Raw genomic sequence first — 24778 nt, forward strand, 5'->3', positions numbered from 1 at the left:
GCGGCGGGTCGCCGACTGGCGGTGAATTGTGGCTGGTCGCGCCCGCGCGGCGGAGCCGCATGTCGGCACAGCCCCGCAAGCGTATGTCGCCTGGCTCGCCCTGAACGCCTCACCGACGGACGTCGTCCTGGCGATCACCGCCAACTTCTCGGCGTGGGGCGGCTATTGCGGCATCTTCGCCCAGTCGCTGCGCACGCACTACGGCTTCGCGTCCGACGACTGCGCGCTCTTCGACTTCGAAGCGGCACACAGAGACGGCCGCCTGCTCCAGAGCTACGAGGCGATGTTCTGGGCGACGCTGCCCGGGGTGGCCTGACGGGTCACGGCGCACCCCCGCTGCTGTGCGCGATGCACGCCACGTCGATGCGGTCGGCGAGCTTGGCCAGCTCGATGGTCAGAGCCGCCACGGTGTCCTCGTCGAGCCCGCCCTCCCCGGCCTCGACAAGGTGCAGCCACCGTCCGCCCACGGTCCGCAACAACTTGCTGACGTCGGCCGCGGCCACCTGCAGGGTCCCGCGGTCGTCGACGATCAGAGGCAGAGTCACTTCGCGGTTCACACCGGGGATGGTAGCCGCGCAAGCGTCACGCTCCGTGCCAAACCGTCGTGATGTTGCAGAACTCGCGGATTCCGTGCCCGGACAGCTCACGCCCGTACCCGGACCGCTTGACCCCGCCGAACGGGAACGCCGGATGGGAGGCGGTCATGCCGTTGAAGAACACCCCGCCGGCCTCCAGATCGCGTACGAACCGGTCGACCTCCGCCTCGTCCCGGGTCCACACGTTGGAACTCAGGCCGAACGGCGAGTCGTTGGCGACCAGCACGGCCTCGTCCAGGTCGGCGGCGCGGTAGAGCGTGGCGACCGGCCCGAAGGCCTCCTCCCGGTGGATCCGCATCTCGCGGGTGATCCCGGCTAGCACGGTGGGCGGGTAGTACCACCCCGGCAGCTCCGGCCGGCGCAGCCGATGGCCGCCGCACAGCACCTCGGCCCCGCTGTGCTTCGCGTCCTCGACCAGCTCCTCCAGATCGTCCCGCCCCCGCTCGCTCGACAGCGGCCCGACCTCGGTGTCCTCCTGCATCGGGTCGCCGACCTTGAGCGCCTTCATGCCCTCGACGAACCGCTCGGCGAACCGGTCGTACACGTCCGTGTGCACGATGAACCGCTTGGCGGCGATGCACGACTGCCCGTTGTTCTGCACCCGGGCGGTCACCGCGACCTGCGCGGCCCGGTCGATGTCCGCCGAGGGCATCACGATGTACGGGTCGCTGCCGCCCAGCTCCAGCACCGTCTTCTTGATCATCTCCCCCGACGAGGAGGCCACCGCTCGCCCGGCGGGTTCACTGCCCGTGAGCGTCGCCGCCTTGACGCGGTCGTCGCGCAGGATGTCGTCGACCGCGGCGGAGCCGATGAGCAGGGTCTGGAAGCAACCCTCCGGGTATCCGGCCTGGTGGAAGAGGTCCTCCAGGAACAGCGCGGTCTGCGGGACGTTCGAGGCGTGCTTGAGCAGGCCCACGTTGCCCGCCATCAGCGCGGGCGCGGCGAAGCGGATCACCTGCCACAGGGGGAAGTTCCACGGCATCACCGCGAGCACGGGCCCGAGCGGCCGGTAGCGCACCCGTGCGCGTGACGCCCCGGAGTCCTTGACGTCGGCGTCGGAGGGCTCCTCGTCGGCCAGGAGTTCCTCGGCGTGCTCGGCGTACCAGCGCATCGCCTTCGCGCACTTGGCGACCTCGGCGCGGGCCTGCTTGATCGGCTTGCCCATCTCGGTGGTCATCACCCGGCCGACGTCCTGCTGCATCCCGTCGAGCAGTTCGGCGGCCCGGTTCAGGAGGCGGGCCCGCTCGGCGAACGTCGTCGTCCGGTACGTGCGGAACGTCGCCTCCGCGAGCTGGAGCCGGCGCTCGATCTCCTCCTCGCCCATGGCCTCGTACGTCTTGAGCGTCTCGCCGTTCGCCGGGTTCACCGTCGCGATGGGCATGGCTGACCTCCCTGGGGCGGCTTGTGTTACGACCTTCCCGCGCCGTGCGGGCGGCCGCAACGCGGGTGCGTCCTCAGGGCGAGTGCTCCGCCAGCCGGTCGAGAAACGCGGACTGCGCCTTGACGATCACCTCGCGGGCCCGGTCGAGACCGAGCCACTGCGCACGGTCCAGTTCCGGGAACTCCTTGGTCCGTCCGGACCTGGGCGGCCACTCCATCACGAAGGTCCCGGGGTTCATCGCCGCCGGGTCGAGATCGGCCTCGACCGCCCACACCGTGACGATCTTGCCGTTCGACTGGCGTACCTCGCCCAGCGGTACGCCCTCCCCGCCCGGCGGCTCCAGGCCCAGTTCCTCGCGGAACTCCCGGCGGGCCGCGTCCCAGGCGGGCTCGTCGGCCTCGTACTCGCCCTTGGGGACGCTCCACGCCCCGACGTCGCGCTTGGCGAAGAAGGGCCCGCCCATATGGCCCAGCAATACCTCCAGGCCGTGATCGGTGTGCCGGTACAACAGCAGGCCCGCGCTGTGCTTGCCCGTCGTCACGGGTGCACCTCCGGGTGGGCGGCGAGCAGCGTCTCCATGGTGTCGGCCTCCTCGGGGCGCTTGTCCTCGCGGTAGCGGACCACGCGGGCGAAGCGCAGGGTGACGCCGGCCGGGTAGCGGGTGGACCGCTGCAGTCCGTCGTAGGCGATCTCGACGACGAGCTCGGGGCGTACGGTCACCACATGCCCGTTCTCCTTGACGGCCAGTTCCCGCAGCCGCTCGGTCTGCCAGGTGAGCATCGCGTCGGTCATGCCCTTGAAGGTCTTGCCGAGCATGGCGAAGCAGCCGTCCGCCGTGCGGGCCCCCAGGTGCAGGTTGGAGAGCTTGCCGGTGCGGCGGCCGTGGCCCCACTCGGCGGCGAGGACGACGAGGTCCAGGGTGTGCACGGGCTTGACCTTCAGCCAGGACGCGCCGCGCCGGCCCGCGCTGTAGGGGGCGTCGAGGGCCTTGACGACCACGCCCTCGTGGCCGCGCTTGAGGGTCTCGGCGAGGAAGTCCTCGCCCGCGCCCGCCTCCTCGGGCCCGGACACCAGCGTGCGCCGCACCCGCATCGGCTCGGGGACCAGCCGGGCCAGCTCGGCGTGCCGCTCGGCGAAGGGCAGGTCGAGCAGGTCGCGGTCGTCGACGGACAGGGCGTCGAAGAAGACGGGGGAGACCGGGACCGACTTGGCGGCCGTGGCCACGTCCACGCGGGAGCCGACGCGCCCGGCGGTCTCCTGGAAGGAGCGGGGCCGCCCGTCGGCGTCGAACGAGATGACCTCGCCGTCCAGCACGAAACGGTGTCCCCGCAGCCGCAGCGCGGCGCCGGTCACCTCGGGCAGGCGGTCGGTGATGTCGTCGAGGGTGCGGGTGTAGATCCGTACGCTGTCGCCGGTGCGGTGGACCTGGACGCGGATGCCGTCCAGCTTCTCCTCCACAGCGCAGGCACCGAGCTTCCTGACCGCCTCGGCCACCGAGGTGGCGGTGTGCGCCAGCATCGGCAGGACCGGGCGGCCGACGGTGAGCCGGAACTGCTCCAGGGCCGCCGGCCCGTCCGAGAGCAGGGTCCGGGCGACCGTCTGGAGCGAACCCGCGAGCATCACCGCCCGCCGCACGTCCGCCGGCGGCGCCCCGGTCGCCTCCGCCAGTCCCTCCACGGCGACGGCGTCCAGGGCGCCCTGCCGCACCTCACCGGTGAGCAGACCGAACAGGAAGCGCTGCTCCTCCGAGGTGGCCGCACCCATCAACTCGCCGGTCAGCCGCGTCCGTTCGGCCTGCGAGCCGGCGCCGGAGACCTTGCCGAGCTCGGTGAGGCGGGCGTCGACCTCGCGGACGGTGAGGGTGGGGTCGGCGGCGGGCGCGACCGGGCGGCCGAGCACCTTCCAGCCGACGCCGAGCCGCCCCTGGGGCAGCCGTCCCGCCAGATACGGGATGACGATAGGTACGTCGTCCGCCTCGGCGTCCCGGAACAGTTCGGCGAGGAGAGCGATCTTCCGGGACCGCGCGGAGGTGGCGGCGACCTCCTGGGACACATGGGCCAGCCGGGCAAGCAGCATGCTGCCATGGTGCAACGGGCTCCGCCGGGTTACACCCGGACGACGGGACCGTATGTCGGCAGCGGCTGCGTCGCCGCTGGTCGCGCCCCCGCGGGACGCGACGCTTCAGGGCGCCGCGTCGAGGTCCGCCATCAGCAGTTCCCCGTTGATGGTCGCGCCCACCCGGTAGCCGCGGCTCGCCGCGTTCACCACCTGCTCGGCGAAACCGGAGACGTTCCCCGCCGCCCACAGGCCCGGCACGCTCGTCTTGCCCCGCTCGTCGATCACGGGGTAGGCGCCGAAGGGCGTCTCGCCCAGCTCGGCGCCCAGCCGCTCCAGCAGTTCGGTGCGCGGGACGGCACGCGGCGCGACGAACAGGACCGAGCGTTCACGGACCGTCCCGTCCGAGAGCCGCACCCCGGTCAGCCGGTCGTCCTCGACGAGCAGACCGGCCACCTCGCCGGGCACGACCTTGACCCCGGCCGCGGCGAGTCGGCGCAGATCGTCGTCCGACAGTTCCTCCTCGGCGACCGTGTGCAGGAAAAACGTCACGTCCTTCGACCACTGGGACACCATCAGCGCCTGGTGCGCGCTCATCGCCGTCGTGGCGAGCACACCGAAGGCCTGGTCGCGAACCTCCCAGCCGTGACAGTAGGGGCAGTGCAGCACATCCCGCCCGAAGCGGTCGGCGACCCCGGGCACGGCGGGCAGTTCGTCCTTGAGTCCGGTCGCGACGACGAGGGCCCGGGCGGAGACGGTACGGCCGCTCGCCAGGGTCACCTCGAAACCGTCGCCCCGCGCTGCGTCCAGCGCCCGGTCGCGGACCAGCTCGACGCCGTACCGGGCGATCTCCTCGCGGCCGATCGCCAGGAACTCGGCGGGCGGCATGCCGTCGCGGGTGAGGTAACCCTGCATGTGGGCGGCGGGCGCGTTGCGGGGTTCGCCCGCGTCGACGACCAGGGTGCGGCGCCGGGCGCGGCCCAGGACGAGTGCCGCGGAGAGCCCCGCGGCACCGCCGCCGACGACGATCACTTCGTACTTCTCGGTCATGGGTGACCACCTCCTGGGCCGACGATCGCTCGAGCACTGCCGCATTGACAAACCTGTTTGCCGAAACTGCAATGACCTCATGGAAGACGCGCTGAGCGGTGACACGGACGAGGTCCTGGCGGAGGTCGGCCCCCGGTTGCGGCGGATCCGAAAGGAGCGCGGCGCCACGCTCGCCGCGCTCTCGGCGGCCACCGGCATCTCGGTGAGCACGCTGTCCCGGCTGGAGTCCGGGCTGCGCAGGCCCAGCCTGGAGTTGCTGCTGCCGATCGCGCGGGCGCACCAGGTGCCGTTGGACGAGCTGGTCGGCGCCCCGCCGGTCGGCGATCCGCGCGTGCGGGCCAAGCCGCTGGAGCGGGCCGGGCACACGTTCTGGCCGCTGAGCCGGCAGCCCGGCGGGCTCCAGGCGTACAAGATCCTCACGGCGCCGGGGAGGCGCGAGCCGGACCCGCGGACGCACGAGGGCTACGAGTGGCTGTACGTGCTGTCCGGGCAGCTGCGTCTGGTGCTGGGCGAGCACGACCTGGTGCTCGGACCGGGGGAGGTGGCCGAGTTCGACACGAGGGTGCCGCACTGGTTCGGGTCGACGGGGGACGGGCCGGTGGAGTGCCTGAGCCTGTTCGGGCCGCAGGGCGAGCGCATGCATGTGCGGGCCCGCCCCAAGCGGTCGTGAGGAACTGGCGCCGTGCGCACGGTCATCACAGGGCGGTTCCCAGGTGGGCAAGCGACCGCTTAGTATGCGAGGGACCGGTCGGACGACGCAGTCGACGCAGTCCCGTGGAGGCACCGCATGCAGGCATGGCAAGTGCACGAGAACGGCGAGCCGAGTGAGGTGATGCGCCTCGCGGAGGTGGCGCCGCCCACGCCCGGCGAGGGCCAGGTGCTGCTGAAGGTGCGGGCCGCCAACATCAACTTCCCGGACGTGCTCATGGCCCGGGGCCAGTACCAGGTCCGTCCGCCGCTGCCCTTCACGCCCGGCGTGGAGATCTGCGGCGAGACCGAGGACGGGCGCCGCGTGATCGCGAACCCCGCGCTGCCGTTCGGCGGCTTCGCCGAGTACGCGGTCGCCGACGCCGCGGCGACGCTGCCCGCGCCGGACTCGCTGGACGACGCCGAAGCCGCCGCGCTGCACATCGGCTACCAGACCGGCTGGTTCGGCCTGCACCGCCGGGCCCACCTGGAGGCCGGGGAGACACTGCTGGTCCACGCTGCCGCAGGAGGGGTCGGCAGCGCGGCCGTGCAGTTGGGGAAGGCCGCCGGGGCGCGGGTCATCGGTGTCGTCGGCGGCGCCGAGAAGACGGTCGTGGCCCGGGAGCTGGGTTGTGACGTCGTCATCGACCGGCGCGCCGAGGACGTCGTCGGCGCGGTGAAAGAGGCCACCGGGGGCCGGGGCGCGGACGTGATCTACGACCCCGTCGGCGGTGAGGCCTACACGCAGTCGACCAAGGTCGTCGCCTTCGAGGGACGGATCGTCGTCGTGGGCTTCGCCAGCGGCACCATCCCCGCGCCGGGGCTCAACCACGCGCTGGTGAAGAACTACTCGATCCTCGGTCTGCACTGGGGCCTGTACGGCACCAAGAACCCGAAGCTGATCGCCCACTGCCACGAGCAGCTCACCGAACTCGCCGCCCGGGGAGCCATCAAGCCGCTGGTCAGCGAGCGAGTGCCGCTGGACGAGGCCGCGGCCGCCGTGCAGCGCGTCGCCGACGGCGTGACCACCGGCCGGGTCGTCATCGTCCCGTCAGCGCGGAAGGGAGCCGCCGCATGACCGACGCAGCCGAACTGCGCAGCCGTACCCGGGAGTTGCTGGCCGCGCACCCGCCGGCCACCACCGACCGCCTCGACTTTCTGCGGGCCCGCTTCGACGCGGGGCTGGCCTGGGTGCACTACCCCGAGGGCCTCGGCGGACTGGGCGCGCCCCGGTCCCTCCAGGCCGTCGTGGACGCCGAGTTGGAGGCGGCCGGGGCCCCCGACAACGATCCCCGGCGTATCGGCATCGGGCTGGGCATGGCGGCGCCGACCATCCTGAAGTACGGGACCGAGGAGCAGAAGCGGCGCTACCTGCGGCCCCTGTGGACGGGGGAGGAGATCTGGTGCCAGCTGTTCAGTGAGCCGGGTGCCGGCTCCGACCTGGCCGCGCTCGGCACCCGGGCCGTGCGGGAGGGCGACAGCTGGGTCGTCAACGGGCAGAAGGTGTGGACCTCCAGCGCCCACCTCGCCCGCTGGGCCATCCTCATCGCCCGTACCGACCCGGACGTGCCCAAGCACGCGGGCATCACGTACTTCCTCTGCGACATGACCGACCCCGGCGTCGAGGTCCGCCCGCTGCGGCAGATCACCGGCGAGGCCGAGTTCAACGAGGTCTTCCTGACCGACGTCCGCATCCCGGACGCGCGCCGCCTCGGCGAGGTCGGCGACGGCTGGCGGGTCGCGCAGACCACGCTGAACAACGAGCGCGTCGCCATCGGCGGCATGCGGCTGCCCCGCGAGGGCGGCATGATCGGCCCGGTCGCGAGGACCTGGCGCGAGCGGCCCGAGCTGCGCACCCACGACCTGCACCAGCGGCTGCTGAAGCTCTGGGTCGAGTCCGAGGTCTCCCGCCTGACCGCCGAGCGCCTGCGCCAGCAGCTCGTCGCGGGACAGCCCGGGCCCGAGGGCGCCGGGATGAAGCTCGCCTTCGCCCGCCTCAATCAGGAGATCAGTGGCCTGGAGGTGGAACTGCGCGGTGAGGAAGGCCTGTTGTACGACGACTGGACCATGCGCCGCCCGGAGCTGGTGGACTTCACCGGCCGCGACGCCGGCTACCGCTACCTGCGCTCCAAGGGCAACAGCATCGAGGGCGGGACCAGCGAGGTCCTGCTGAACATCGTCGCCGAGCGCGTCCTGGGCCTCCCCGCCGAGCCGCGCACCGACAAGGACGTCGCCTGGAAGGACCTGTCCCGATGAGCGCACAGCCCGACCTGCTGTACTCGGAGGAGGAAGAGGCGCTGCGGTCCGCGGTACGGGACCTGCTCGCCGACCACTGCGACGCGCCCGGCGTCATCGCCCGCAGCGAGTCCGACGCCCCGCACGACCTCGCCGCCTGGAAGGCCCTCACGGACGGCATGGGGCTCGCCGGTCTGCTGGTGCCCGAGGCGCAGGGCGGGCAGGGCGCCACCCACCGCGAAGTCGCCGTGGTCCTGGAGGAGTTGGGCCGCGCGGTCGCTCCCGTGCCGTACCTCACCAGCGCCGTCGTCGCCACCGAGGCCCTCCTTGAGTGCGGGGACGAGGAACTGCTCGGCCGGCTGGCCTGCGGGCGCGCCATCGGGGTGCTCGCGGTCGGGCTGCACCGCGCCCCCGGCACCGCGTTCCCCGCCGTACGGCTGGAGAACGGCACCCTGCACGGGGAGCTGACCGGCATCGCGGACGCCGCGGTGGCGGACGTGCTGCTGGTGCCGGCCGAGGACGGCGAGCTGTACGCGGTGGAGGCCTCCGACGCGACCGTCACCCCGCAGGTCTCCCTCGACCTCACCAGGCCCCTGGCCACCGTCACACTCGACGGCGCCCGGGGCCGGCACCTGGGCGAGGCCGGACCCGCCGTACGGCGTGCGCTGCGGGCCGGTGCCGGGCTCCTTGCCTCCGAGCAACTCGGGCTCGCCGAATGGACGTTGACCGAGACCGTGCGCTACTTGAAGGAGCGCAAGCAGTTCAACCGGCCCGTCGGCGGCTTCCAGGCGCTCAAGCACCGGCTCGCGCAGCTGTGGCTGGAGGTCGCGGGCCTCCGTGCCGCGGCCCGGAACGCGGCCGACGCGCTGGCGACCGGTGAGGACGCCGACCTCGCGGTGGCCGTCGCCCAGGCCTACGCGGTGCCCGTCGCCGTCCACGCCGCCGAGGAGGCGCTGCAGTTGCACGCCGGTATCGGCATGACCTGGGAACACCCCGTCCACCTGTACCTGAAGCGGGCCAAGGCCGACTCGATCGCCTACGGCACGGCGGGCGCCCACCGCGACGCCGTGGCCGACCTCGTCGACCTGCGGGCCCCCTGACGGTCACCGGCCGGTCTGAGAACCACACGTTCGGAGGACAGGTCAGCCGCCCGGACGAACCCTCCGCTACGTCACACTTGCGGCCGAAAGCCGTGAACCGCACGTGCGGCGTGGCGGAGGAGGTTGACGATGGCGATTTCCATCTCTGGGGTGCTGCTGTTCCTGATCCTGGCGGCGATCTTCGTGCGCAGCGGCGGACTGAAGTTCTCGCATGCCCTGGTCTGCGTGCTGCTCGGCTTCTTCCTGGCCGGCACCAGCATGGCGCCCACCATCCACAGCGGCCTCACGGCGACCGCCGACATCGTCAGCGGTCTGCGCCCGTGAGGCCGCCGGTGGTCATGGCCTGACGAAGACCCCGATGCCGTCGGGGACCGGGCGCTCCGCGCCGCCGGACGGGTGGTTGCGGACGCTCACGCCGCTCGCGCCCGGTGCGCGGGCGACCAGCGTACTCGAGCCGCCGCCGTCCAGGCTGAAGGCGTCCACGGAGCCCAACGCCCGCATCTCGGCGGCGACTTCGGCGATCGTCAGGCCCTTGCGGTACCGGGGCGTGCCGTCCAGCGCGAACAGCAGCACCCGTCGCCCTCCGTCCGCGATGCCGACGGCCGTCCGCACGGCCGCCGCGGTGTCGTCGAGCCCGGCCGGCGGCTGTCCGCCCCTGAGCACCGGGTAGCCGCCCAGGGCGAAGCGGTACGGGGTACCGGACGCCGCCGCGACCAGGCGGTGGCTCACCTTCACCCGCTCGCCCTTCACGAGCCTCCGCAACCGGTCCGCGCCCGCCTCCCGGCCGACGAGGACCGTGGTGCCCGCGGCGATGGTGCCCGCGCCCGGGACACCGGACGTCGACACCACCCGGTCGTGCCGGACCGTCACCTCATAGGTGTCCGTGCTGCATGCGGCCGCCCGGTCGGTGTCCGTGCCGCAGGTGGCGCGCACCCGGGAGACGCCGCCCCAGTCCGCGGTGAACGCGCCGACCGAGTTCACCGGGAGCGCGAACTGGTTGAGCCCGTCGAGCGGCATGCGCCCCGCCGGTGTGCTCACCGCGCCCGCCAGGGCCAGCCGGTCCAGCCGCGCCCTGCGGTCGGCGCCGACACCGAGCACGTCCTCGGTGCCGGTACCCGGGGGCAGCGCCGGGCCGAACCGCTGGCCGTCCGGCACCGCAGCCTTCAGTACGTGGCCGCTCACGATCGCCGGTCCGTCGGTCGAGCCGGTGGCCTCGACGCCCGGGTGCTGGGCCTCGCTGATGTCGAAGAAGTCGCCGTTGACTCCGGCGACCGCACCCTGCGCGTCGGCCAGCCGGGAGACGGCCGCCCGGGCGGCCACCGCACCCGGATACAGCAGGTCGAGCCGGACGTGCGTGTCGCGCAGGTCGACGGTCACCAGATGGGCGTGAGTGAGCCCCTTGGTCCCCCGGATGTCGAACTGCCGGTAGGTGACGCCCCGCGCGATCGTGGTGACGGCGGGTACGCCGTCGGCCGGTGCCGCCCCCACCAGGGCCGCACCGGCCGACGCACTGAGGGCCGTGAGGAACGCGAGGACGGTTCTGCTGGATCTGCCTGCTGCGAAACGCTTCTGACGTAGCGTCACCATTCTCCCTGAGGTCTCGTCAACTGTCCCGGTACCAGGGGGAAGTGCAGCAGAAGACGGCGGCGCGCGGGATGGCTAGGCGTCGACTACACGAGAACGGGTGAGAAAACGCACCCCCTCGGGTGCCTCCAGTGAGAAACCGCTGCCCCGGCCCGCCACGACGTCAACGATCAGCCGGGTGTGGCTCCAGGCCGCGTACTGATTCCGTGACATCCAGAAGGTCACCGGCTCCGGCACGCCCTCCACCCGCAGCTCGGCCAGCAGCACGTCGGAGGCGCCGGTGCGGAACTCGCCGTCGGGGTAGCACATGGGCGCGCTGCCGTCGCAGCAGCCGCCGGACTGGTGGAACATCAGCGGGCCGTGCGTGGCCCGCAGCCGGCGCAGCAGGTCGGCGGCCGCGGGGGTGAGTTCGACGCGCGGGGTCTCCTCGTCCATGGGGCCAGGACAGCGCACCCGAGGTTGCGAGAGGGTTGCACGCCCTCTTCCAGGCCTCCGGCGTGGCCCCTGCGGTCGTAGCACGGCGATGCACCCCGGGGCTCGGCGTTCCGGCCGATTTCGGTGCCGTGGCCCGTGCGAGGTGGAGATCAACAGAACGCCCCCGAAAATCACCCCTTGAGTGGCCCGGCTCACATGGCCAGACAGGCATGTCACCGACACCATGGGGGACGTCATCGGCAGGCTGAAGGGAGCGGCGATGTTCCGCAAGGTGCTGGTCGCCAACCGTGGTGAGATCGCGATCAGGGCGTTCCGCGCCGGCTATGAGCTGGGCGCGAGGACGGTCGCCGTCTTCCCGCACGAGGACCGCAACTCGCTGCACCGGCTCAAAGCCGACGAGGCGTACGAGATCGGCCAGCCGGGGCATCCGGTGCGGGCGTACCTGTCCGTCGAGGAGATCGTGCGCGCGGCCCGCAGGGCGGGCGCGGACGCCGTCTACCCGGGCTACGGCTTCCTGTCGGAGAACCCAGAGCTGGCCAAGGCCTGCGAGGACGCGGGCATCACCTTCGTCGGGCCCAGCGCCCGGACCCTGGAGCTGACCGGCAACAAGGCGCGCGCCGTGGCCGCCGCCCGCGCCGCCGGCGTACCGGTGCTCGGCTCCTCCGCGCCCTCCAACGACGTCGACGAACTGGTCCGCGCAGCCGAGGAGATCGGCTTCCCGGTGTTCGTGAAGGCAGTCGCCGGCGGCGGCGGTCGCGGCATGCGGCGCGTCGAGGGCCCGGCCCAGCTGCGCGAGTCCATCGAGGCCGCCTCCCGCGAGGCGGCCTCGGCCTTCGGTGACCCGACCGTCTTCCTGGAGAAGGCCGTCGTCGACCCCCGCCACATCGAGGTGCAGATCCTCGCCGACGGCGAGGGCAACGTCATCCACCTCTTCGAACGCGACTGCTCCCTCCAGCGCCGCCACCAGAAGGTCATCGAGCTGGCCCCCGCGCCCAACCTCGCCCCGGAACTGCGCGACCGCATCTGCGCCGACGCCGTCCGCTTCGCCCGCGAGATCGGCTACCGCAACGCGGGCACCGTCGAATTCCTCCTCGACCGGGACGGCAACCACGTCTTCATCGAGATGAACCCGCGCATCCAGGTCGAGCACACGGTCACCGAGGAGGTCACCGACGTCGACCTGGTCCAGGCCCAACTGCGCATCGCCTCCGGCCAGACCCTCGCCGACCTCGGGCTCTCCCAGGAGACGGTGAAACTGCACGGCGCGGCCCTGCAGTGCCGTATCACCACCGAGGACCCCGCCAACGGCTTCCGCCCGGACACCGGCCGCATCAGCGCCTACCGCTCGCCCGGCGGCTCCGGCATCCGGCTCGACGGCGGAACCACCCACGCCGGTACGGAGATCAGCGCGCACTTCGACTCCATGCTGGTCAAACTCACCTGCCGGGGACGGGACTTCAACGCCGCGATCGGGCGGGCCCGGCGGGCCGTCGCCGAGTTCCGCATCCGCGGTGTGGCCACCAACATCCCGTTCCTGCAAGCGGTGTTGGACGACCCGGACTTCCAGGCGGGACGGGTGACGACCTCGTTCATCGAGGAGCGCCCGCATCTGCTGACGGCCCGCTCCTCGGCCGACCGGGGCACCAAGCTGCTCACCTACCTCGCCGACGTCACGGTCAACAAGCCGCACGGCGAGCGCCCCGACCTGATCGAGCCGACCACCAAGCTGCCCCCGCTGCCCGACGGCGAGCCGCCCGCCGGCTCCCGCCAGAAGCTCGTCGAGCTCGGTCCCGAGGGCTTCGCCCGCCGACTGCGCGAGTCGCCGACCATCGGCATCACCGACACCACCTTCCGCGACGCCCACCAGTCGCTGCTCGCCACCCGGGTGCGCACCAAGGACCTGCTCGCCGTCGCGCCCGTCGTCGCCCGCACCCTGCCCGAACTGCTCTCCCTTGAGTGCTGGGGCGGCGCCACCTACGACGTCGCCCTGCGCTTCCTCGCCGAGGACCCCTGGGAGCGGCTGGCCGCCCTGCGCGAGGCCGTCCCCAACATCTGTCTGCAGATGCTGCTGCGCGGCCGCAACACCGTCGGCTACACCCCGTACCCGACGGAGGTCACCGACGCCTTCGTGCACGAGGCCGCCGCCACCGGCATCGACATCTTCCGCATCTTCGACGCCCTCAACGACGTCGGCCAGATGCGTCCCGCCATCGACGCCGTCCGCGAGACCGGCACCGCGATCGCCGAGGTCGCCCTCTGCTACACCTCGGACCTGTCCGACCCGAACGAGCGCCTGTACACGCTGGACTACTACCTGCGCCTCGCCGAGCAGATCGTCGAGGCCGGCGCCCACGTCCTGGCGGTCAAGGACATGGCCGGCCTGCTGCGCGCCCCGGCCGCCGCCAAGCTGGTCTCGGCGCTGCGGCGCGAGTTCGACCTGCCGGTGCACCTGCACACCCACGACACGGCGGGCGGCCAGCTAGGCACCTACCTCGCCGCGATCCAGGCGGGCGCGGACGCCGTGGACGGTGCGGTCGCCTCCATGGCCGGTACGACCTCCCAGCCGTCGCTGTCGGCGATCGTCGCCGCCACCGACCACTCCGAGCGGCCCACCGGCCTCGACCTCCAGGCGGTCGGCGACCTGGAGCCGTACTGGGAGAGCGTCCGCAAGGTCTACGCCCCCTTCGAGGCGGGCCTCGCCTCGCCCACCGGGCGGGTCTACCACCACGAGATCCCCGGCGGCCAGCTCTCCAACCTGCGCACCCAGGCCGTCGCGCTCGGCCTCGGTGACCGCTTCGAGGAGATCGAGGACCTGTACGCGGCCGCCGACCGCATCCTCGGCCGGCTGGTCAAGGTCACCCCGTCCTCCAAGGTCGTCGGCGACCTCGCCCTGCACCTCGTCGGCGCCGGGGTGACACCGGCCGACTTCGAGGCGGCCCCGAACCGCTACGACATCCCCGACTCGGTCATCGGCTTCCTGCGCGGCGAGCTGGGCACCCCGCCCGGCGGCTGGCCCGAGCCGTTCCGCAGCAAGGCGCTCGAGGGCCGAGGCCCCGCCAAGCCCGTGCAGCAGTTGACGCCGGAGGACCGCGAGGGCCTGGCGAAGGAGCCGCGCGCGACCCTCAACCGCCTCCTGTTCCCCGGCCCGACCCGCGAGTACGAGGCGCACCGCGCGGCCTACGGCGACACCAGCGTCCTCGACAGCAAGGACTTCTTCTACGGATTGCGCCCGGGCAAGGAGTACGCCGTCGACCTGGAGCCCGGCGTGCGCCTCCTGATCGAACTGGAGGCGGTCGGCGAGGCCGACGAGCGGGGTATGCGCACGGTGATGTCCACCCTGAACGGGCAGCTGAGGCCGATCCAGGTACGCGACACGGCCGCCGCCTCCGACATCCCGGCCACCGAGAAGGCCGACCGCGGCAATCCCGGCCATGTCGCAGCGCCCTTCGCGGGCGTGGTCACCCTCGCGGTCACGGAGGGCGACGAGGTGGACGCCGGCGCGACCGTGGCCACCATCGAGGCGATGAAGATGGAAGCCGCGATCACCACGACCAAGGCGGGCCGCGTGAACCGGCTGGCGATCAACCGGATCCAGCAGGTGGAAGGCGGCGACCTGCTCGTCGAGATCGGCTGAACCCCTCTCCCCGACGATTCCGACGGCCGTATCGGGAAACCCGGTGCGGGCCGTCGGAAAGGCCGGAGAGGGTGCCATGACAGTTGCGGACACTGCACGCTACGACGACCAGGGCGACACTCCCCTCGCGGGATACGCCGTGCTCGCCGGTACCTTCGTGACAGGCCTCGCGGGCTTCACCGCGGCCGTCCGGGCACGCGGCGTACGGCCGCCCCGGCAGGTGCCCCCGTGGGACGTCGCCCTGCTGGGAGCGGCCACCTACAAGACCTCCAGGCTGCTGGCCAACGACAAGATCACCAGCTTCGTGCGGGCGCCGTTCACCGAACGCCAGGGGGACGGCGAGGCCGCGGAGGTCATGGACGCACCGCGCGGCAAGGGCGTGCGCCGGGCCGTCGGCGACCTGGTGTCCTGCCCGTTCTGTGTCTCGGTCTGGGCGGCCGGCGCCCTGGTCTGCGCGTACACCGCCGTGCCCCGCGCCACCCGCCTGGTCTGCGCGGGCCTCGGCGCGGTGACCATGTCGGACTGGCTGCAGTACGCCTGGACCTGGACACAACAGAACGCCGAGTGAGCGAGGTGCCGGCCGGAAGCCGTCACACGGCTTCACAGGTGTGGTGAGAAAGTGGGGGCGGGGTACCGGCGCCGACCCGTTACGGTACTCACCCCCGGGAGGCCCCTTACGGGCTTCGATCCCCTGGAACACCGCGGCATCCCCCTCGACCGTCAGGTTCGCAGCTGGCGCGAGCTGGACGTCGAGCCCGTCGACCCCGACCGCGGCGACCCGTACACCAAGTGCCGGATCATCACGATGAACGGCATCGAGGTCGAGGCGATCCTCTTCAACCACCAGTTGGCGCGGCACTGTCCCGACATTGACGGCAAACGGAGTTGGCGGAGGTCCGTTACACCGAGGCGCAGCAGTAGAAGGTCGTCAACTGGCTGCTGCCGGGACTGTCCTCGGTGCTGGAGACCACGATCTCCTACGAGCAGGTCGCGGTGGACCTCACCGGCTGGATCGCCCGCCACGAACCCGACCCCTACCTCAGGCAGGCCTACGAGTTCGGCGTCCTGGAGGACTTCGACCACCTGTACCGGTACGCCAACCTCTACGAGATGATCGAACACCGCAAGGCCGACTCGATCGTCGAGAACCTCACCGAGGTCATGCCGGGCCGCCCGACCAGGTTCCACCACCGCCACCCGGCCGACAACGTCCGCGAGCCGTACGATCGGACGACCGTGAACCCGCTGTCCAGGCTGCACGCGCTGACCGTGATGTCGGCCGAGCAGCAGACCATGAACTTCTACCTGAACGTCGGCCCGCCGTACATGGAGCCGATCGCCCGCCAGCTCGACCAGGAGATCGGGCTGATCGAGGAGGAGCACGTCACGCACTACGAGTCGCTGGTCGACCCGGGCGAGACCTGGTGGGAGCAGCTCGTCAACCACGAGTACAACGAGTGCTGCCTCTACCACTCCTTCATGGAGCAGGAGTCCGACCCCAAGGTGAAGGCGATCTGGGACCTGCACCTGAACATGGAGCTCGAACACCTCCGTAACGCCTGCGATCTGATGCGCCGTCACGATGGCCGCGAACCGCAGGAGCTCCTCGCGCCCGAGCTGCCCGACGTCCTCACCTTCGAGCCGAACAAGGCCTACCTGCGCGAACTTCTCGACACGCAGATGGACCTGACCACGCTGAGCGCCGGCTACGTCCGGGAGGCGCACGAGCGGTTCGAGCTGATGCAGGAGCAGATCCACGGCGGCGAGGAGCCGCCCAGCGAGCGGGTGATGGCCCAGCACCGGGAGCTTTTCGGCCGGGAGTACCGGCACCAGACCGAGGGGGAGCACCCCGACGTCGCCTCACGGGAGAAGGACTGACATGGCCGGTATCGCCGCCGACGACGCCGACGTCGTCGCCCTGCTGATGCGCCAGCACGGCGACATCCGCAACCTCTTCGACGAGGTCGAGAAGGCCACCGGGGACGAACGGCAGGCCGCGTTCCGCCGCCTGGTCCGGCTCGCCGTGCACGAGACGGCCAAGGAGGAGGTCGTCCACCCCTTCACCCGCACCTCGGTGCCGGACGGCGGCGCCGTGGTGGTGGCCCGGCTCGCCGAGGAACGTGAGGCGAAGGAGGTGCTCGGCCGACTCGAGGGCATGGACACCGACGACCCCAAGTTCCTGCCCGAACTCGACGCGCTGCGGGGGGGACGTGATGGCGCACGCGCGCTCCGAGGAACGGTACGAGTTCCTCCACATCCGCCGCACCGCGGACAAGGCACGGCTGGCGTCCATGGCGACGGCACTGCGCGCCGCCGAGGCCATGGCTCCGACCCACCCCCACCCCGGCACCGAGTCCGCAGCGAAGAACCTCACTCTGGGCCCCCTCGCCGCGCTGGTCGACCGCACTCGTGACGCCGTCCGCAAGGCCATGGGCAAGGACGGCTGACCTCGGTCGGGCCGGTCACGCTGCGGCCTTCGCGATCGTATGATGGTGCTCGGATCGGTCAAACGAACACTTCCGGGGCGGAGGCCGTATGCGTGAGCCGGTCGATCTCAGGCGGCGGCGGATCCTCGCCGCGGTGCAGGCGCGCGGTACGGCACGGGTGGCCGACCTCGCCGCCGAGCTGCAGGTGTCGGTGGTGACCGTCCGCCGGGACGTCGAGGAGCTGACCCGCGAGGGCAAGCTGCGGCGCGGGCACGGCGTGGTCCGCTCCACGCTGCCCGCGCAGGAGCTGCCCGAGCGCGCCGCCGGGGAGGGCGACACCGTCGCCGTCGTCGTGCCCGAGCGCCATTCCTACCTCTACGAGGCACTGCACGGCGCCCGCACCGTCCTGGACGCCGCCGGCCTGCGGGTCGCCCTGCACATCGCACCGCAGGTGCCCGGTGCCGAGCGCCCCCAGGTGGAGCGGGCACTCGCGGACGGCGCCCGCGCCGTGCTGCTCGCGCCGCGCTGGCGCAGCCCCGTCGCGGAGGAGGACGACTACCGCTGGCTCGCCGCGCTGGAGGTGCCGACCGTGCTGATGGAGCGCCGGCCCCCGAAGGGCAGCGCGCTGCACGCCATGGACTCGGTCTGCTCCGACCACTGGTACGGCGCCCACCTCGCCGTGGAGCACCTGGTCGGCCTCGGCCACCGGCGCCTGGTGTTCGCGACCCGCGACGACAGCCCCACCGCCCGCACCTTGCGCGCCGCCTTCACCGAGATCGCCGGCACCCATCCGCTGGTGGAGGAGTGGACCTGGGCGCTGAGCTCCTCCCGCCTCGCCCCCGACCGGCAGCCCACCGACGTGACGGACCTGGCGGCGCTGCTGCGCAAGACGGGTGCGACGGCCGCCGTCCTGCATGGCGACGTGGACGCGCTGATGCTGGTGCAGCAACTCGCCGAGAACGGCGTGCGCGTTCCCGAGGACTGCTCCGTCGTCGCCTACGACGACGTGGTGGCCGGCCTTGGCAGCCCACCGCTGACCGCCGTCTCGCCGCCCAAGGGCGAGGTCGGCCGGGTCGCTGCGGAGCTGCTGCTGCGGCGCCTGGACGGCGCCCGCCAGGACGGCAGGCGCTCGGTACAGCGCGTCGAACTGCTGCCGACGCTCACCGTGCGGGGCTCGACGCGGGCCCTGTGACGGGGAAGCGTGCGGCGCCGTAAGGGACAGATGAGCGTTTGACCGCTTTATTTTCTTCTGATCGATCTATTGACCGTTTCTCGACGACCGCAGAGGATTCCGGTGACTCGAACAGGTCGTGCCCACCGGGGCACGCCGGAGCCTCGGGAGGCCCGATGCCTGGTCGACGCAGCCGTCGATCCGTGCTCGCCGCGCTGGCCGCCCTGCCCCTGACCGGTGCCGTGAGCGCCTGCAGCGGCAAGGGCGCCACCACGGCGGGCAGCACCAGCGGGACCACGCACATCACCTTCTGGTCCGCCCTGCGCGGCAGCCAGCAGGTGGTGGACGAGTTCAACCGCACCCACGACCGCATCAAGGTCGACTTCCAGCAGATCCCGTCCGGCACCCAGGGCGGCTACGCCAAGCTCTCCAACGCAGCCCGAGCCGGCAACGCGCCAGACGTCGCGACCATCGAGTATCCGCAGATACCGGGCTTCGCGATCGACGGCGTCGCCCGCGACATCAGCGGCATGATCAGCGACACCCTCAAGGCCAAGCTCCTGCCCCAGGCACTCGGCCTCACCACCTTCCAGGGCCGCACCTTCAGCGTCCCGCTCGACGTCGAGCCGATGGTCATGCACTACCGAGCCGACCTCTTCGAGCAGTACGGCCTCCAAGTCCCCCGCACCTGGGACGAGTTCGCCGACCTCGCGCACACGGTCAGACGCGAGGCGCCGAAGCGGCGCCTCGCCCTGTTCCCCACCGACAGCCTCGCCACGCCGTTCGCCGCCCACTGCTGGCAGGCCGGCGCCCAGTGGTTCGACACCTCTCACGGCGCCTGGAACGTCTCCCTGGCCGACGCGCCCACCCGGCGCGTGGCGGCGTACTGGCAGAAACTCATGGACGAGGACGTCGTGTTCGTCAACGCCATGGACAGCCGCCAGTACGACGCGCAGGTCGCCGGCGGCCTGTTGCTGGCCCGGCTCACCGGCGCCTGGGACGCGGGTGCGCAGATGAAGAAGCAGCCCCAGCAGAAGGGGAAGTGGCGGATCGCCCCGGTGCCGCAGTGGGACGAGAACCGCCCTGTGGTCGGCACCCACGGCGGCTCCACCTTCGCCGTCACCAAGGACAGCAGACACCCCGAGGCGGCCATGGAGTTCATCGAGTGGCAGGTCTCCCACCCGGACGCCCTGCGCGCCCGGCTGTCCAGCGGGGCGAGCAGCCAGTACCCGGCCGTACCCGGCCTGGTCCCCGTCGACCGCAAGGCCTTCGACCGCTCGTACTACGGCGGGCAGGACATCTACACCCTCTTCGACCAGGAGGCACGCAAGATCCGCGACGGCTGGGTGTGGGGCCCGCGGATGACCGCCACCGGAAAGGTGATGCAGGACGGCTTCGCCCGCGTCGGCGGCGGCCAGGGCAGCCTCATCGACGCGGTGCGCGCGGCCCAGAAGGGCACCATGCCCGACCTGAAGGCCCTGGGCCTGGCCACCACCGAGCACAGTACGTGAGCCGCCGGCAAGGCCCCGCACCCCACCTGAGCCGCCCGAAAGGCAGGTGAACCCCGTTGTCCGCGACCACCCAGCACGCCCCGCCCGCAGCTCTGCCCACCACCCCGCCGGCCTCCGCCCGCCGCACCCGCAAGGCGGCCCGGCGCCGTCAACTCGGCGCGGCAGGCGTCCTGATGGCGCCCTTCTTCGCGCTGCTGGTGACCGTCTTCCTGATCCCCGTCGGCACCGCCGTCTACCTCAGCTTCTACGGCGACGACCACCCCGGCCTCGGCTTCGGCACCGCCCGCACCATCTTCGTCGGGTTCCGCAGCTACACCGCCGTCCTGACCGACCCGACGTTCCTGTCCGGGCTCGGCACGGTCGCCCTGTACTGCCTGCTCTACATCCCGCTCATGGTGATCGGCTCTCTGGCCCTGGCGCTGCTGCTGGACTCCGGAGTCGTACGGCTGCGGGCCTCGGCGCAGCTCGGCCTGTTCCTGCCGCACGCCGTGCCCGGCATCATCGCGGCCCTGATCTGGCTGTACCTCTACACGCCCGGCATCAGCCCGATCGTCGAACTGCTCGGCAAGGCCGACATCACGGTCAACTTCCTCGGCCTGCACACCGTGCTCCCTTCGATCGTGAACATCGCCCTGTGGAGCAACCTCGGCTACAACATGGTGGTCTTCTACGCCGCCCTGCAGGCCGTGCCCCGCGAGGTGATCGAGGCGAGCGTGGTCGACGGCGCGGGACCCGTGCGCACGGCACTGCAGGTCAAGACCCCGCTGGTGCGCGCCTCCATCGTGATGGTCGCCATGTTCACCCTGATCTGGGGCCTGCAGCTGTTCACCGAGCCGATGCTGCTCAGCCAGTCCTCCCCGATGATCAGCTCCCGCTTCTCGCCGAGCATGTACATCTACGACGCGGCCTTCACCCGCAACAACTACAGCCTCGCCGCGGCCGCTTCGGTGGTGCTGCTGCTGTGCACCATCGCCCTGTCCTTCGCGGTCACCCGCTGGACCAGCCGGCTCGACCGCACTCAGGAGGCCCGATGAGCGCCGCCGACAGCACCCTGCTGCGCCCGAGGATGCTGGGCCGGGCCACCGTCAACGTGGTCGTCGCCCTCTCCGTCCTCTACACCCTGCTGCCCGTGCTGTGGCTGGTCATCGCCGCCGGCAAGACCCGCGACGCGCTGTTCGGCAGCAACATCCTGTCCCTGAAGGACTTCTCCTTCGGCCACAACCTGCACGACCTGTTCGCCATGGACGGCGGCCAGTACGGCCGCTGGTACCTCAACAGCCTCCTGTACGCCGTCCTCGGCGCCGCGGTGGGCGCCCTGGTGAGCGTGGCCTGCGGCTACGCCTTCGACAAGTACCGCTTCCGGCACAAGGAGAAGCTGTTCGGGCTGGTTCTGGCGGCCGTCATGGTCCCGCAGACCGTCCTCGCCCTGCCGCTGTACCTGATGGCATCCGGCACCGGGCTCGTCAACACCTTCTGGTCGGTGTTCATCCCGGTCCTGTTCAACCCCTTCGGCGTCTACCTCGGGCGCATCTTCAGCCAGGGCTACGTCCCCGACGAGGTCCTGGAGGCCGCGCGGATCGACGGCGCGGGGGAGCTGACCATGTACTCCCGGGTTGCCCTGCGCATGCTCGGGCCAGGTCTGGTGACCGTCTTCCTCTTCCAGCTCACCGCCATCTGGAACAACTTCTTCCTCCCGATGGTGATGCTGTCCGACCAGAAGCTGTATCCCGTCAGCCTCGGCCTGTACACGTGGAACAGCCAGGCCACCGTCGAGCCCGACTACTACCCCGTGGTGATCATGGGCTCGCTGCTGGCCGTCCTCCCGCTCATCCTCGCCTTCGTCCTGCTGCAGCGCTTCTGGCGCAGCGGACTGACGGCGGGCGCCGTCAAGTAGCCCGGCTCGCTGAGGAGTTCACGCACCCCCATGACCGACCCGACGTTCCGTCCACGTGCCGCCCTCGCCATGTCCCGGGAGGCGGCCGCGGCCGTCCTCGACCCCGAGTCCCTGGAAGCCCTCGCCGCGATCTGCGACCTGGTGCCGCCCCCGGCCCTCGACGACCTCACCACACCGCACGCCCGCCAGGTCCTCGCCGACGTCGACCTGCTGGTCACCGGCTGGGGCTGCCCGCCCCTGGACGCGGCCGTGCTGGCGTCCGCGCCCCGGCTGCGGGCGGTCGTCCACACCGCGGGCACCGTCCGCGGGCACATCACCGAGGCCTGCTGGGACCGCGGGATCGAGGTCTCCTCGGCCGCCGCCGCCAACGCCCTGCCGGTCGCCGAGTACACCCTCGCCATGATCCTGCTGACCGGGAAACGGGTCCTGGAGCGGGCGGCCCACTACCGCACCACCCGGGTCCGGGCACCCATGCTGGACACCCCGCGTACCGTCGGCAACCACCGCCGCACCGTCGGCATCCTCTCCGCCTCCCAGATCGGCCGCCGGGTGATGGAACTCCTGCGCCCCCACGACCTCGACGTCCTCCTGCACGACCCGTTCGTCACTGACGCCGAAGCGGCTGAACTCGGCGCCGAACGCGTCGAGTTGAGGGAATTGTTCACCCGCTGCGACACCGTCAGCGTGCACGCGCCGCTGCTGCCCGCCACCCGCGGCCTGGTCAGCCGTGCCCTGATCAAGACGATGCGGCCGGACGCCGTGCTGATCAACACCTCGCGCGGCGCGGTGATCGACCAGGACGCGCTCACCGACGCGGCGTCGGCGGGCCGCATCCGGGCCGTTCTCGACGTCACCGACCCCGAAGTCCTGCCGCCCGAGCACCCGTTGTGGGACTGCGACAACGTCCTCATCACCCCCCACCTCGCCGGCTCCCAGGGCAACGAGTGGCGCCGACTTGCCGAAGTCGCCGTTGCCGAGACGGCCCGCTGGGCCGCCGGCACCGGCTTCCTGCATCCCGTACGACGAGAGAGGCTGGCGTACACGGCATGACCGTTCCCTTCGAACTCCCCCCGGACGACCGGGAGTCGAGCCCGTTCACCGGATACACCCGCGCCCACTGGGAAGCGGTCGCCGACGGTCTGCTGGCCGCCGTCTGGCGCTGGAGCACCCCGGGCAGCGCCCTGCTCGACCTGCCCGGACGGCCCGCCCGCTCGGGCGTGCGCTCCGACGGCCTGGAGGGCTACGCGCGCACCTTCCTCGCCGCCGCCTTCCGTGTCGCCGGGGCCGGAGGCGCCGACCCGCACGGCTGGCTGGACCGCTACGCGAGCGGCCTGGCCGCCGGCACCCGTACCCCCGGCCGTGACGACACCGAGTCCTGGCCGCTGATCCTCGACCACCACGTCCAGGGCCAGCCCATGGTCGAGTCGGCGTCGGTGGCACTCGGCCTGCGCCTGACCGCGCCCTGGCTGTGGAAGAACCTAGAAGACGACGTCCAGGACCGCGCGGAGGATTGGCTGCGCGGCGCCCTGCGCCACACGCCGGCGCCGAACAACTGGTACCTCTTCCCGTACACCGTCGCCGGTTTCCTGGAGTCGGTGGGCCGCGGCGACGCCGAGACGGCCGCGGTACGACAGCGGGCGAGGGACCTGCTGGAGGGCTGGTACGTCGGCGACGGCTGGTACACCGACGGGGACGCGCGCGCCTTCGACCACTACAACGGCTGGGCGCTGCACCTGTATCCCGTCCTGGACGCCCATCTGGCCGGATCCGACGGCGGCGTGTACGGGGCCCGCCTCCGTGAACACCTCGACGCCTTCTCCCTCTTCTTCGCCGGGAACGGCGCCCCGGTGCACTTCGGCCGCTCCCTCACCTACCGCTTCGCCGCCTCGGCCGCCGTCGGCCTCGGCGCCGTCACGGGCCACACCCCGCTGACTCCGGGCACCTCCCGCCGCCTGATCAGCGGCACCCTGCGGCACTTCCTGGACCGGGGCGCGGTCACCGAGGACGGCCTGCTGAGCCTGGGCTGGTACGGCCCGCACGAGGCGACCCTGCAGCCCTACTCCGGTCCGTCCTCCCCGTACTGGGCCTCGAAGGCCTTCGTCGCCCTCCTCGCCCCGTCCGACCACCCGCTGTGGACGGCCCCCGAGGAGCCCGCGCCGGTCGAGAGGGCCGACCAGGTCCGCGCCCTGCCCGCCCCCGGTCTGCTGATCCAGTCGACCCGCGCCGACGGGATCGTACGGCTGCACAACCACGGCACCGACCACGTACGCCCGCACGAGGGCGACTCGGCGGACGCGGACGATCCGCACTACGGGCGGCAGGCGTACTCGACACACACCGGACCGACGGCGAGGGGCAACGTCGCCGACAACCACCTGTCCGTCGAGGTGGGCGGCCGGGGGAGTGGCCGCTGCCGTGTCCATCCGCTGGGGGCGGGCAGCGGTGACGGCTGGGGCTGGGCCGCCTCCTGGCACCGGCCGGTCTTCGCGGCGGGACCGCCGATGGTGCCGGGCCTGCGCGTGGAGAGTGTGACGGTGGCCCGGGGCCCGTACGAACTGCGCGTCCACCGGGTGCTCGGCGCCCCCGCCGACTCCCGTGTCACCCATACCGGTTGGGCCACCGGACCGGACGAGCCACTGGTCTCGGCCCTGCACGGCCTGTACGGCTGGGACGGGCGGCCCGCCCTGGTCCGCGCACCGCAGGGGACGGCCTACACCCGCTGGGCCCAGGTCCCTCGCCTCGGGGGCGGCGCGGGTGGCACGACGGTCCATGTGTCTCTGGCCGCCCTGACCACGGAGCCGACCGCCCTGGCGGAGGCCGTTTCCGGTGTGGAGGTCAGCGAGTCCCGGGTGGAGGTCACCTGGGCGCGGGACGGCGCGCGGACCCGGGTGGAGTGGCAGCCCCTGAGGGTGTCGCACATCGAGTAGGGCTCCATCGTTTCCTCGACGAAAACCGACGGCAACCTTTCAGCTCCCCGCGGCAACTGAACTGTGCATCCTCGACCCGATCTCCGAACGGA

21 protein-coding genes and 2 pseudogenes are annotated in these 24778 nt (G+C 72.0%); 16 read left to right on the forward strand and 7 right to left on the reverse strand.

Annotated features, from left to right (window positions below; all coding sequences use genetic code 11):
- Positions 1–28 precede the first annotated feature (28 nt).
- Positions 29–316 carry a hypothetical protein gene (locus ACIRVK_RS12165; protein ID WP_404245876.1) on the forward strand — a complete coding sequence of 96 codons (288 nt, stop codon included), beginning with the start codon at positions 29–31 and terminating at the stop codon, positions 314–316.
- Between the two features lie 4 nt (positions 317–320).
- On the opposite strand, the gene ACIRVK_RS12170 is transcribed toward ACIRVK_RS12165, so the two are convergent.
- The 5 genes from ACIRVK_RS12170 to ACIRVK_RS12190 all read right to left on the reverse strand — a co-directional run bounded on the left by ACIRVK_RS12170 (position 321) and on the right by ACIRVK_RS12190 (position 5082).
- Entirely contained in the window at positions 321–557 is a 237-nt protein-coding gene (locus tag ACIRVK_RS12170) for a DUF6213 family protein (protein ID WP_133047630.1), read from the reverse strand.
- A 25-nt stretch (positions 558–582) separates the two neighbouring features.
- Positions 583–1977: an NADP-dependent succinic semialdehyde dehydrogenase gene (locus tag ACIRVK_RS12175; RefSeq protein ID WP_404245878.1), complete on the reverse strand. Its 1395-nt coding sequence runs from the start codon at positions 1975–1977 to the stop codon at positions 583–585.
- A gap of 73 nt (positions 1978–2050) precedes the next feature.
- Entirely contained in the window at positions 2051–2518 is a 468-nt protein-coding gene (locus ACIRVK_RS12180) for an NUDIX domain-containing protein (protein WP_404245880.1), read from the reverse strand.
- Positions 2515–4053, reverse strand: a complete 1539-nt coding sequence (locus ACIRVK_RS12185) for an ATP-dependent DNA ligase (RefSeq protein WP_404245882.1) — start codon at positions 4051–4053, stop codon at positions 2515–2517. The genes ACIRVK_RS12180 and ACIRVK_RS12185 overlap by 4 nt, the downstream gene beginning before the upstream one ends.
- 105 nt (positions 4054–4158) lie before the next feature.
- On the reverse strand, positions 4159–5082 hold the full coding sequence (locus tag ACIRVK_RS12190; protein ID WP_404245884.1) for an NAD(P)/FAD-dependent oxidoreductase: 924 nt from the start codon (positions 5080–5082) through the stop codon (positions 4159–4161).
- Between the two features lie 79 nt (positions 5083–5161).
- Between ACIRVK_RS12190 and ACIRVK_RS12195 the strand changes: the two genes are divergently transcribed.
- From ACIRVK_RS12195 to ACIRVK_RS12215, 5 genes are all read left to right on the forward strand, one after another.
- Positions 5162–5752: a helix-turn-helix domain-containing protein gene (locus ACIRVK_RS12195; protein WP_404245886.1), complete on the forward strand. Its 591-nt coding sequence runs from the start codon at positions 5162–5164 to the stop codon at positions 5750–5752.
- 117 nt (positions 5753–5869) lie between these two features.
- The gene (locus ACIRVK_RS12200) at positions 5870–6847 is read left to right on the forward strand and encodes an NADPH:quinone oxidoreductase family protein (protein ID WP_404245888.1); all 978 of its coding nucleotides are present in this window, start codon (positions 5870–5872) and stop codon (positions 6845–6847) included.
- Complete coding sequence (locus tag ACIRVK_RS12205) at positions 6844–8025, forward strand: acyl-CoA dehydrogenase family protein (RefSeq protein WP_404245890.1); 1182 nt, start codon at positions 6844–6846, stop codon at positions 8023–8025. The genes ACIRVK_RS12200 and ACIRVK_RS12205 overlap by 4 nt, the downstream gene beginning before the upstream one ends.
- On the forward strand, positions 8022–9104 hold the full coding sequence (locus tag ACIRVK_RS12210; protein WP_404245892.1) for an acyl-CoA dehydrogenase family protein: 1083 nt from the start codon (positions 8022–8024) through the stop codon (positions 9102–9104). Before ACIRVK_RS12205 ends, ACIRVK_RS12210 begins: the two co-directional genes overlap by 4 nt.
- Before the next feature lie 129 nt (positions 9105–9233).
- A complete protein-coding gene (locus tag ACIRVK_RS12215; RefSeq protein ID WP_404245894.1) occupies positions 9234–9428 on the forward strand; it encodes a hypothetical protein in 195 nt (64 codons plus the stop codon).
- Between the two features lie 12 nt (positions 9429–9440).
- On the opposite strand, the gene ACIRVK_RS12220 is transcribed toward ACIRVK_RS12215, so the two are convergent.
- Together ACIRVK_RS12220 and ACIRVK_RS12225 are read right to left on the reverse strand one after the other, a co-directional pair.
- Positions 9441–10688 carry a phosphodiester glycosidase family protein gene (locus tag ACIRVK_RS12220; protein ID WP_404246140.1) on the reverse strand — a complete coding sequence of 416 codons (1248 nt, stop codon included), beginning with the start codon at positions 10686–10688 and terminating at the stop codon, positions 9441–9443.
- A gap of 75 nt (positions 10689–10763) precedes the next feature.
- Entirely contained in the window at positions 10764–11123 is a 360-nt protein-coding gene (locus ACIRVK_RS12225; protein WP_404245896.1) for a DUF779 domain-containing protein, read from the reverse strand.
- 259 nt (positions 11124–11382) lie between these two features.
- Here ACIRVK_RS12225 and ACIRVK_RS12230 point away from each other — a divergent pair, with 259 nt between their 5' ends.
- The 10 genes and pseudogenes from ACIRVK_RS12230 to ACIRVK_RS12275 all read left to right on the forward strand — a co-directional run bounded on the left by ACIRVK_RS12230 (position 11383) and on the right by ACIRVK_RS12275 (position 24686).
- Positions 11383–14757, forward strand: a complete 3375-nt coding sequence (locus ACIRVK_RS12230) for a pyruvate carboxylase (RefSeq protein ID WP_404246142.1) — start codon at positions 11383–11385, stop codon at positions 14755–14757.
- 76 nt (positions 14758–14833) lie between these two features.
- Complete coding sequence (locus ACIRVK_RS12235) at positions 14834–15325, forward strand: DUF1360 domain-containing protein (protein ID WP_404245898.1); 492 nt, start codon at positions 14834–14836, stop codon at positions 15323–15325.
- A gap of 123 nt (positions 15326–15448) precedes the next feature.
- Positions 15449–16635, forward strand: a pseudogene (locus ACIRVK_RS12240) (hypothetical protein).
- Position 16636: 1 nt separating this feature from the next.
- Positions 16637–17204, forward strand: a pseudogene (locus tag ACIRVK_RS12245) (hemerythrin domain-containing protein).
- A gap of 88 nt (positions 17205–17292) precedes the next feature.
- Positions 17293–18375, forward strand: a complete 1083-nt coding sequence (locus ACIRVK_RS12250) for a substrate-binding domain-containing protein (RefSeq protein ID WP_404245900.1) — start codon at positions 17293–17295, stop codon at positions 18373–18375.
- Positions 18376–18530: 155 nt separating this feature from the next.
- Complete coding sequence (locus ACIRVK_RS12255; RefSeq protein WP_404245902.1) at positions 18531–19865, forward strand: ABC transporter substrate-binding protein; 1335 nt, start codon at positions 18531–18533, stop codon at positions 19863–19865.
- Between the two features lie 56 nt (positions 19866–19921).
- Positions 19922–20899 (forward strand): carbohydrate ABC transporter permease, encoded by a 978-nt coding sequence (locus ACIRVK_RS12260; RefSeq protein WP_404245904.1) that lies wholly within the window; start codon positions 19922–19924, stop codon positions 20897–20899.
- Positions 20896–21759, forward strand: a complete 864-nt coding sequence (locus tag ACIRVK_RS12265; protein ID WP_404245906.1) for a carbohydrate ABC transporter permease — start codon at positions 20896–20898, stop codon at positions 21757–21759. Before ACIRVK_RS12260 ends, ACIRVK_RS12265 begins: the two co-directional genes overlap by 4 nt.
- A gap of 30 nt (positions 21760–21789) precedes the next feature.
- Positions 21790–22809: a hydroxyacid dehydrogenase gene (locus tag ACIRVK_RS12270; RefSeq protein ID WP_404245908.1), complete on the forward strand. Its 1020-nt coding sequence runs from the start codon at positions 21790–21792 to the stop codon at positions 22807–22809.
- Entirely contained in the window at positions 22806–24686 is a 1881-nt protein-coding gene (locus ACIRVK_RS12275; protein ID WP_404245910.1) for a DUF2264 domain-containing protein, read from the forward strand. Before ACIRVK_RS12270 ends, ACIRVK_RS12275 begins: the two co-directional genes overlap by 4 nt.
- Positions 24687–24778: the final 92 nt, after the last annotated feature.

This window comes from Streptomyces sp. NPDC101152, assembly GCF_044768275.1.
In the GTDB taxonomy this organism is placed as follows: domain Bacteria; phylum Actinomycetota; class Actinomycetes; order Streptomycetales; family Streptomycetaceae; genus Streptomyces.

Excerpts from the sequence above, each read along its gene's own strand:
- ACIRVK_RS12175 (WP_404245878.1), bottom strand. The coding sequence starts at position 1,977 with ATGCCCATCGCGACGGTGAACCCGGCGAACGGCGAGACGCTCAAGACG.
- ACIRVK_RS12200 (WP_404245888.1), top strand. The coding sequence starts at position 5,870 with ATGCAGGCATGGCAAGTGCACGAGAACGGCGAGCCGAGTGAGGTGATG.
- ACIRVK_RS12205 (WP_404245890.1), top strand. The coding sequence starts at position 6,844 with ATGACCGACGCAGCCGAACTGCGCAGCCGTACCCGGGAGTTGCTGGCC.
- ACIRVK_RS12215 (WP_404245894.1), top strand. The coding sequence starts at position 9,234 with ATGGCGATTTCCATCTCTGGGGTGCTGCTGTTCCTGATCCTGGCGGCG.
- ACIRVK_RS12230 (WP_404246142.1), top strand. The coding sequence starts at position 11,383 with ATGTTCCGCAAGGTGCTGGTCGCCAACCGTGGTGAGATCGCGATCAGG.
- ACIRVK_RS12210 (WP_404245892.1), top strand. The coding sequence starts at position 8,022 with ATGAGCGCACAGCCCGACCTGCTGTACTCGGAGGAGGAAGAGGCGCTG.
- ACIRVK_RS12235 (WP_404245898.1), top strand. The coding sequence starts at position 14,834 with ATGACAGTTGCGGACACTGCACGCTACGACGACCAGGGCGACACTCCC.
- ACIRVK_RS12185 (WP_404245882.1), bottom strand. The coding sequence starts at position 4,053 with ATGCTGCTTGCCCGGCTGGCCCATGTGTCCCAGGAGGTCGCCGCCACC.
- ACIRVK_RS12190 (WP_404245884.1), bottom strand. The coding sequence starts at position 5,082 with ATGACCGAGAAGTACGAAGTGATCGTCGTCGGCGGCGGTGCCGCGGGG.
- ACIRVK_RS12265 (WP_404245906.1), top strand. The coding sequence starts at position 20,896 with ATGAGCGCCGCCGACAGCACCCTGCTGCGCCCGAGGATGCTGGGCCGG.
- ACIRVK_RS12250 (WP_404245900.1), top strand. The coding sequence starts at position 17,293 with ATGCGTGAGCCGGTCGATCTCAGGCGGCGGCGGATCCTCGCCGCGGTG.
- ACIRVK_RS12225 (WP_404245896.1), bottom strand. The coding sequence starts at position 11,123 with ATGGACGAGGAGACCCCGCGCGTCGAACTCACCCCCGCGGCCGCCGAC.
- ACIRVK_RS12270 (WP_404245908.1), top strand. The coding sequence starts at position 21,790 with ATGACCGACCCGACGTTCCGTCCACGTGCCGCCCTCGCCATGTCCCGG.
- ACIRVK_RS12275 (WP_404245910.1), top strand. The coding sequence starts at position 22,806 with ATGACCGTTCCCTTCGAACTCCCCCCGGACGACCGGGAGTCGAGCCCG.
- ACIRVK_RS12255 (WP_404245902.1), top strand. The coding sequence starts at position 18,531 with ATGCCTGGTCGACGCAGCCGTCGATCCGTGCTCGCCGCGCTGGCCGCC.
- ACIRVK_RS12195 (WP_404245886.1), top strand. The coding sequence starts at position 5,162 with ATGGAAGACGCGCTGAGCGGTGACACGGACGAGGTCCTGGCGGAGGTC.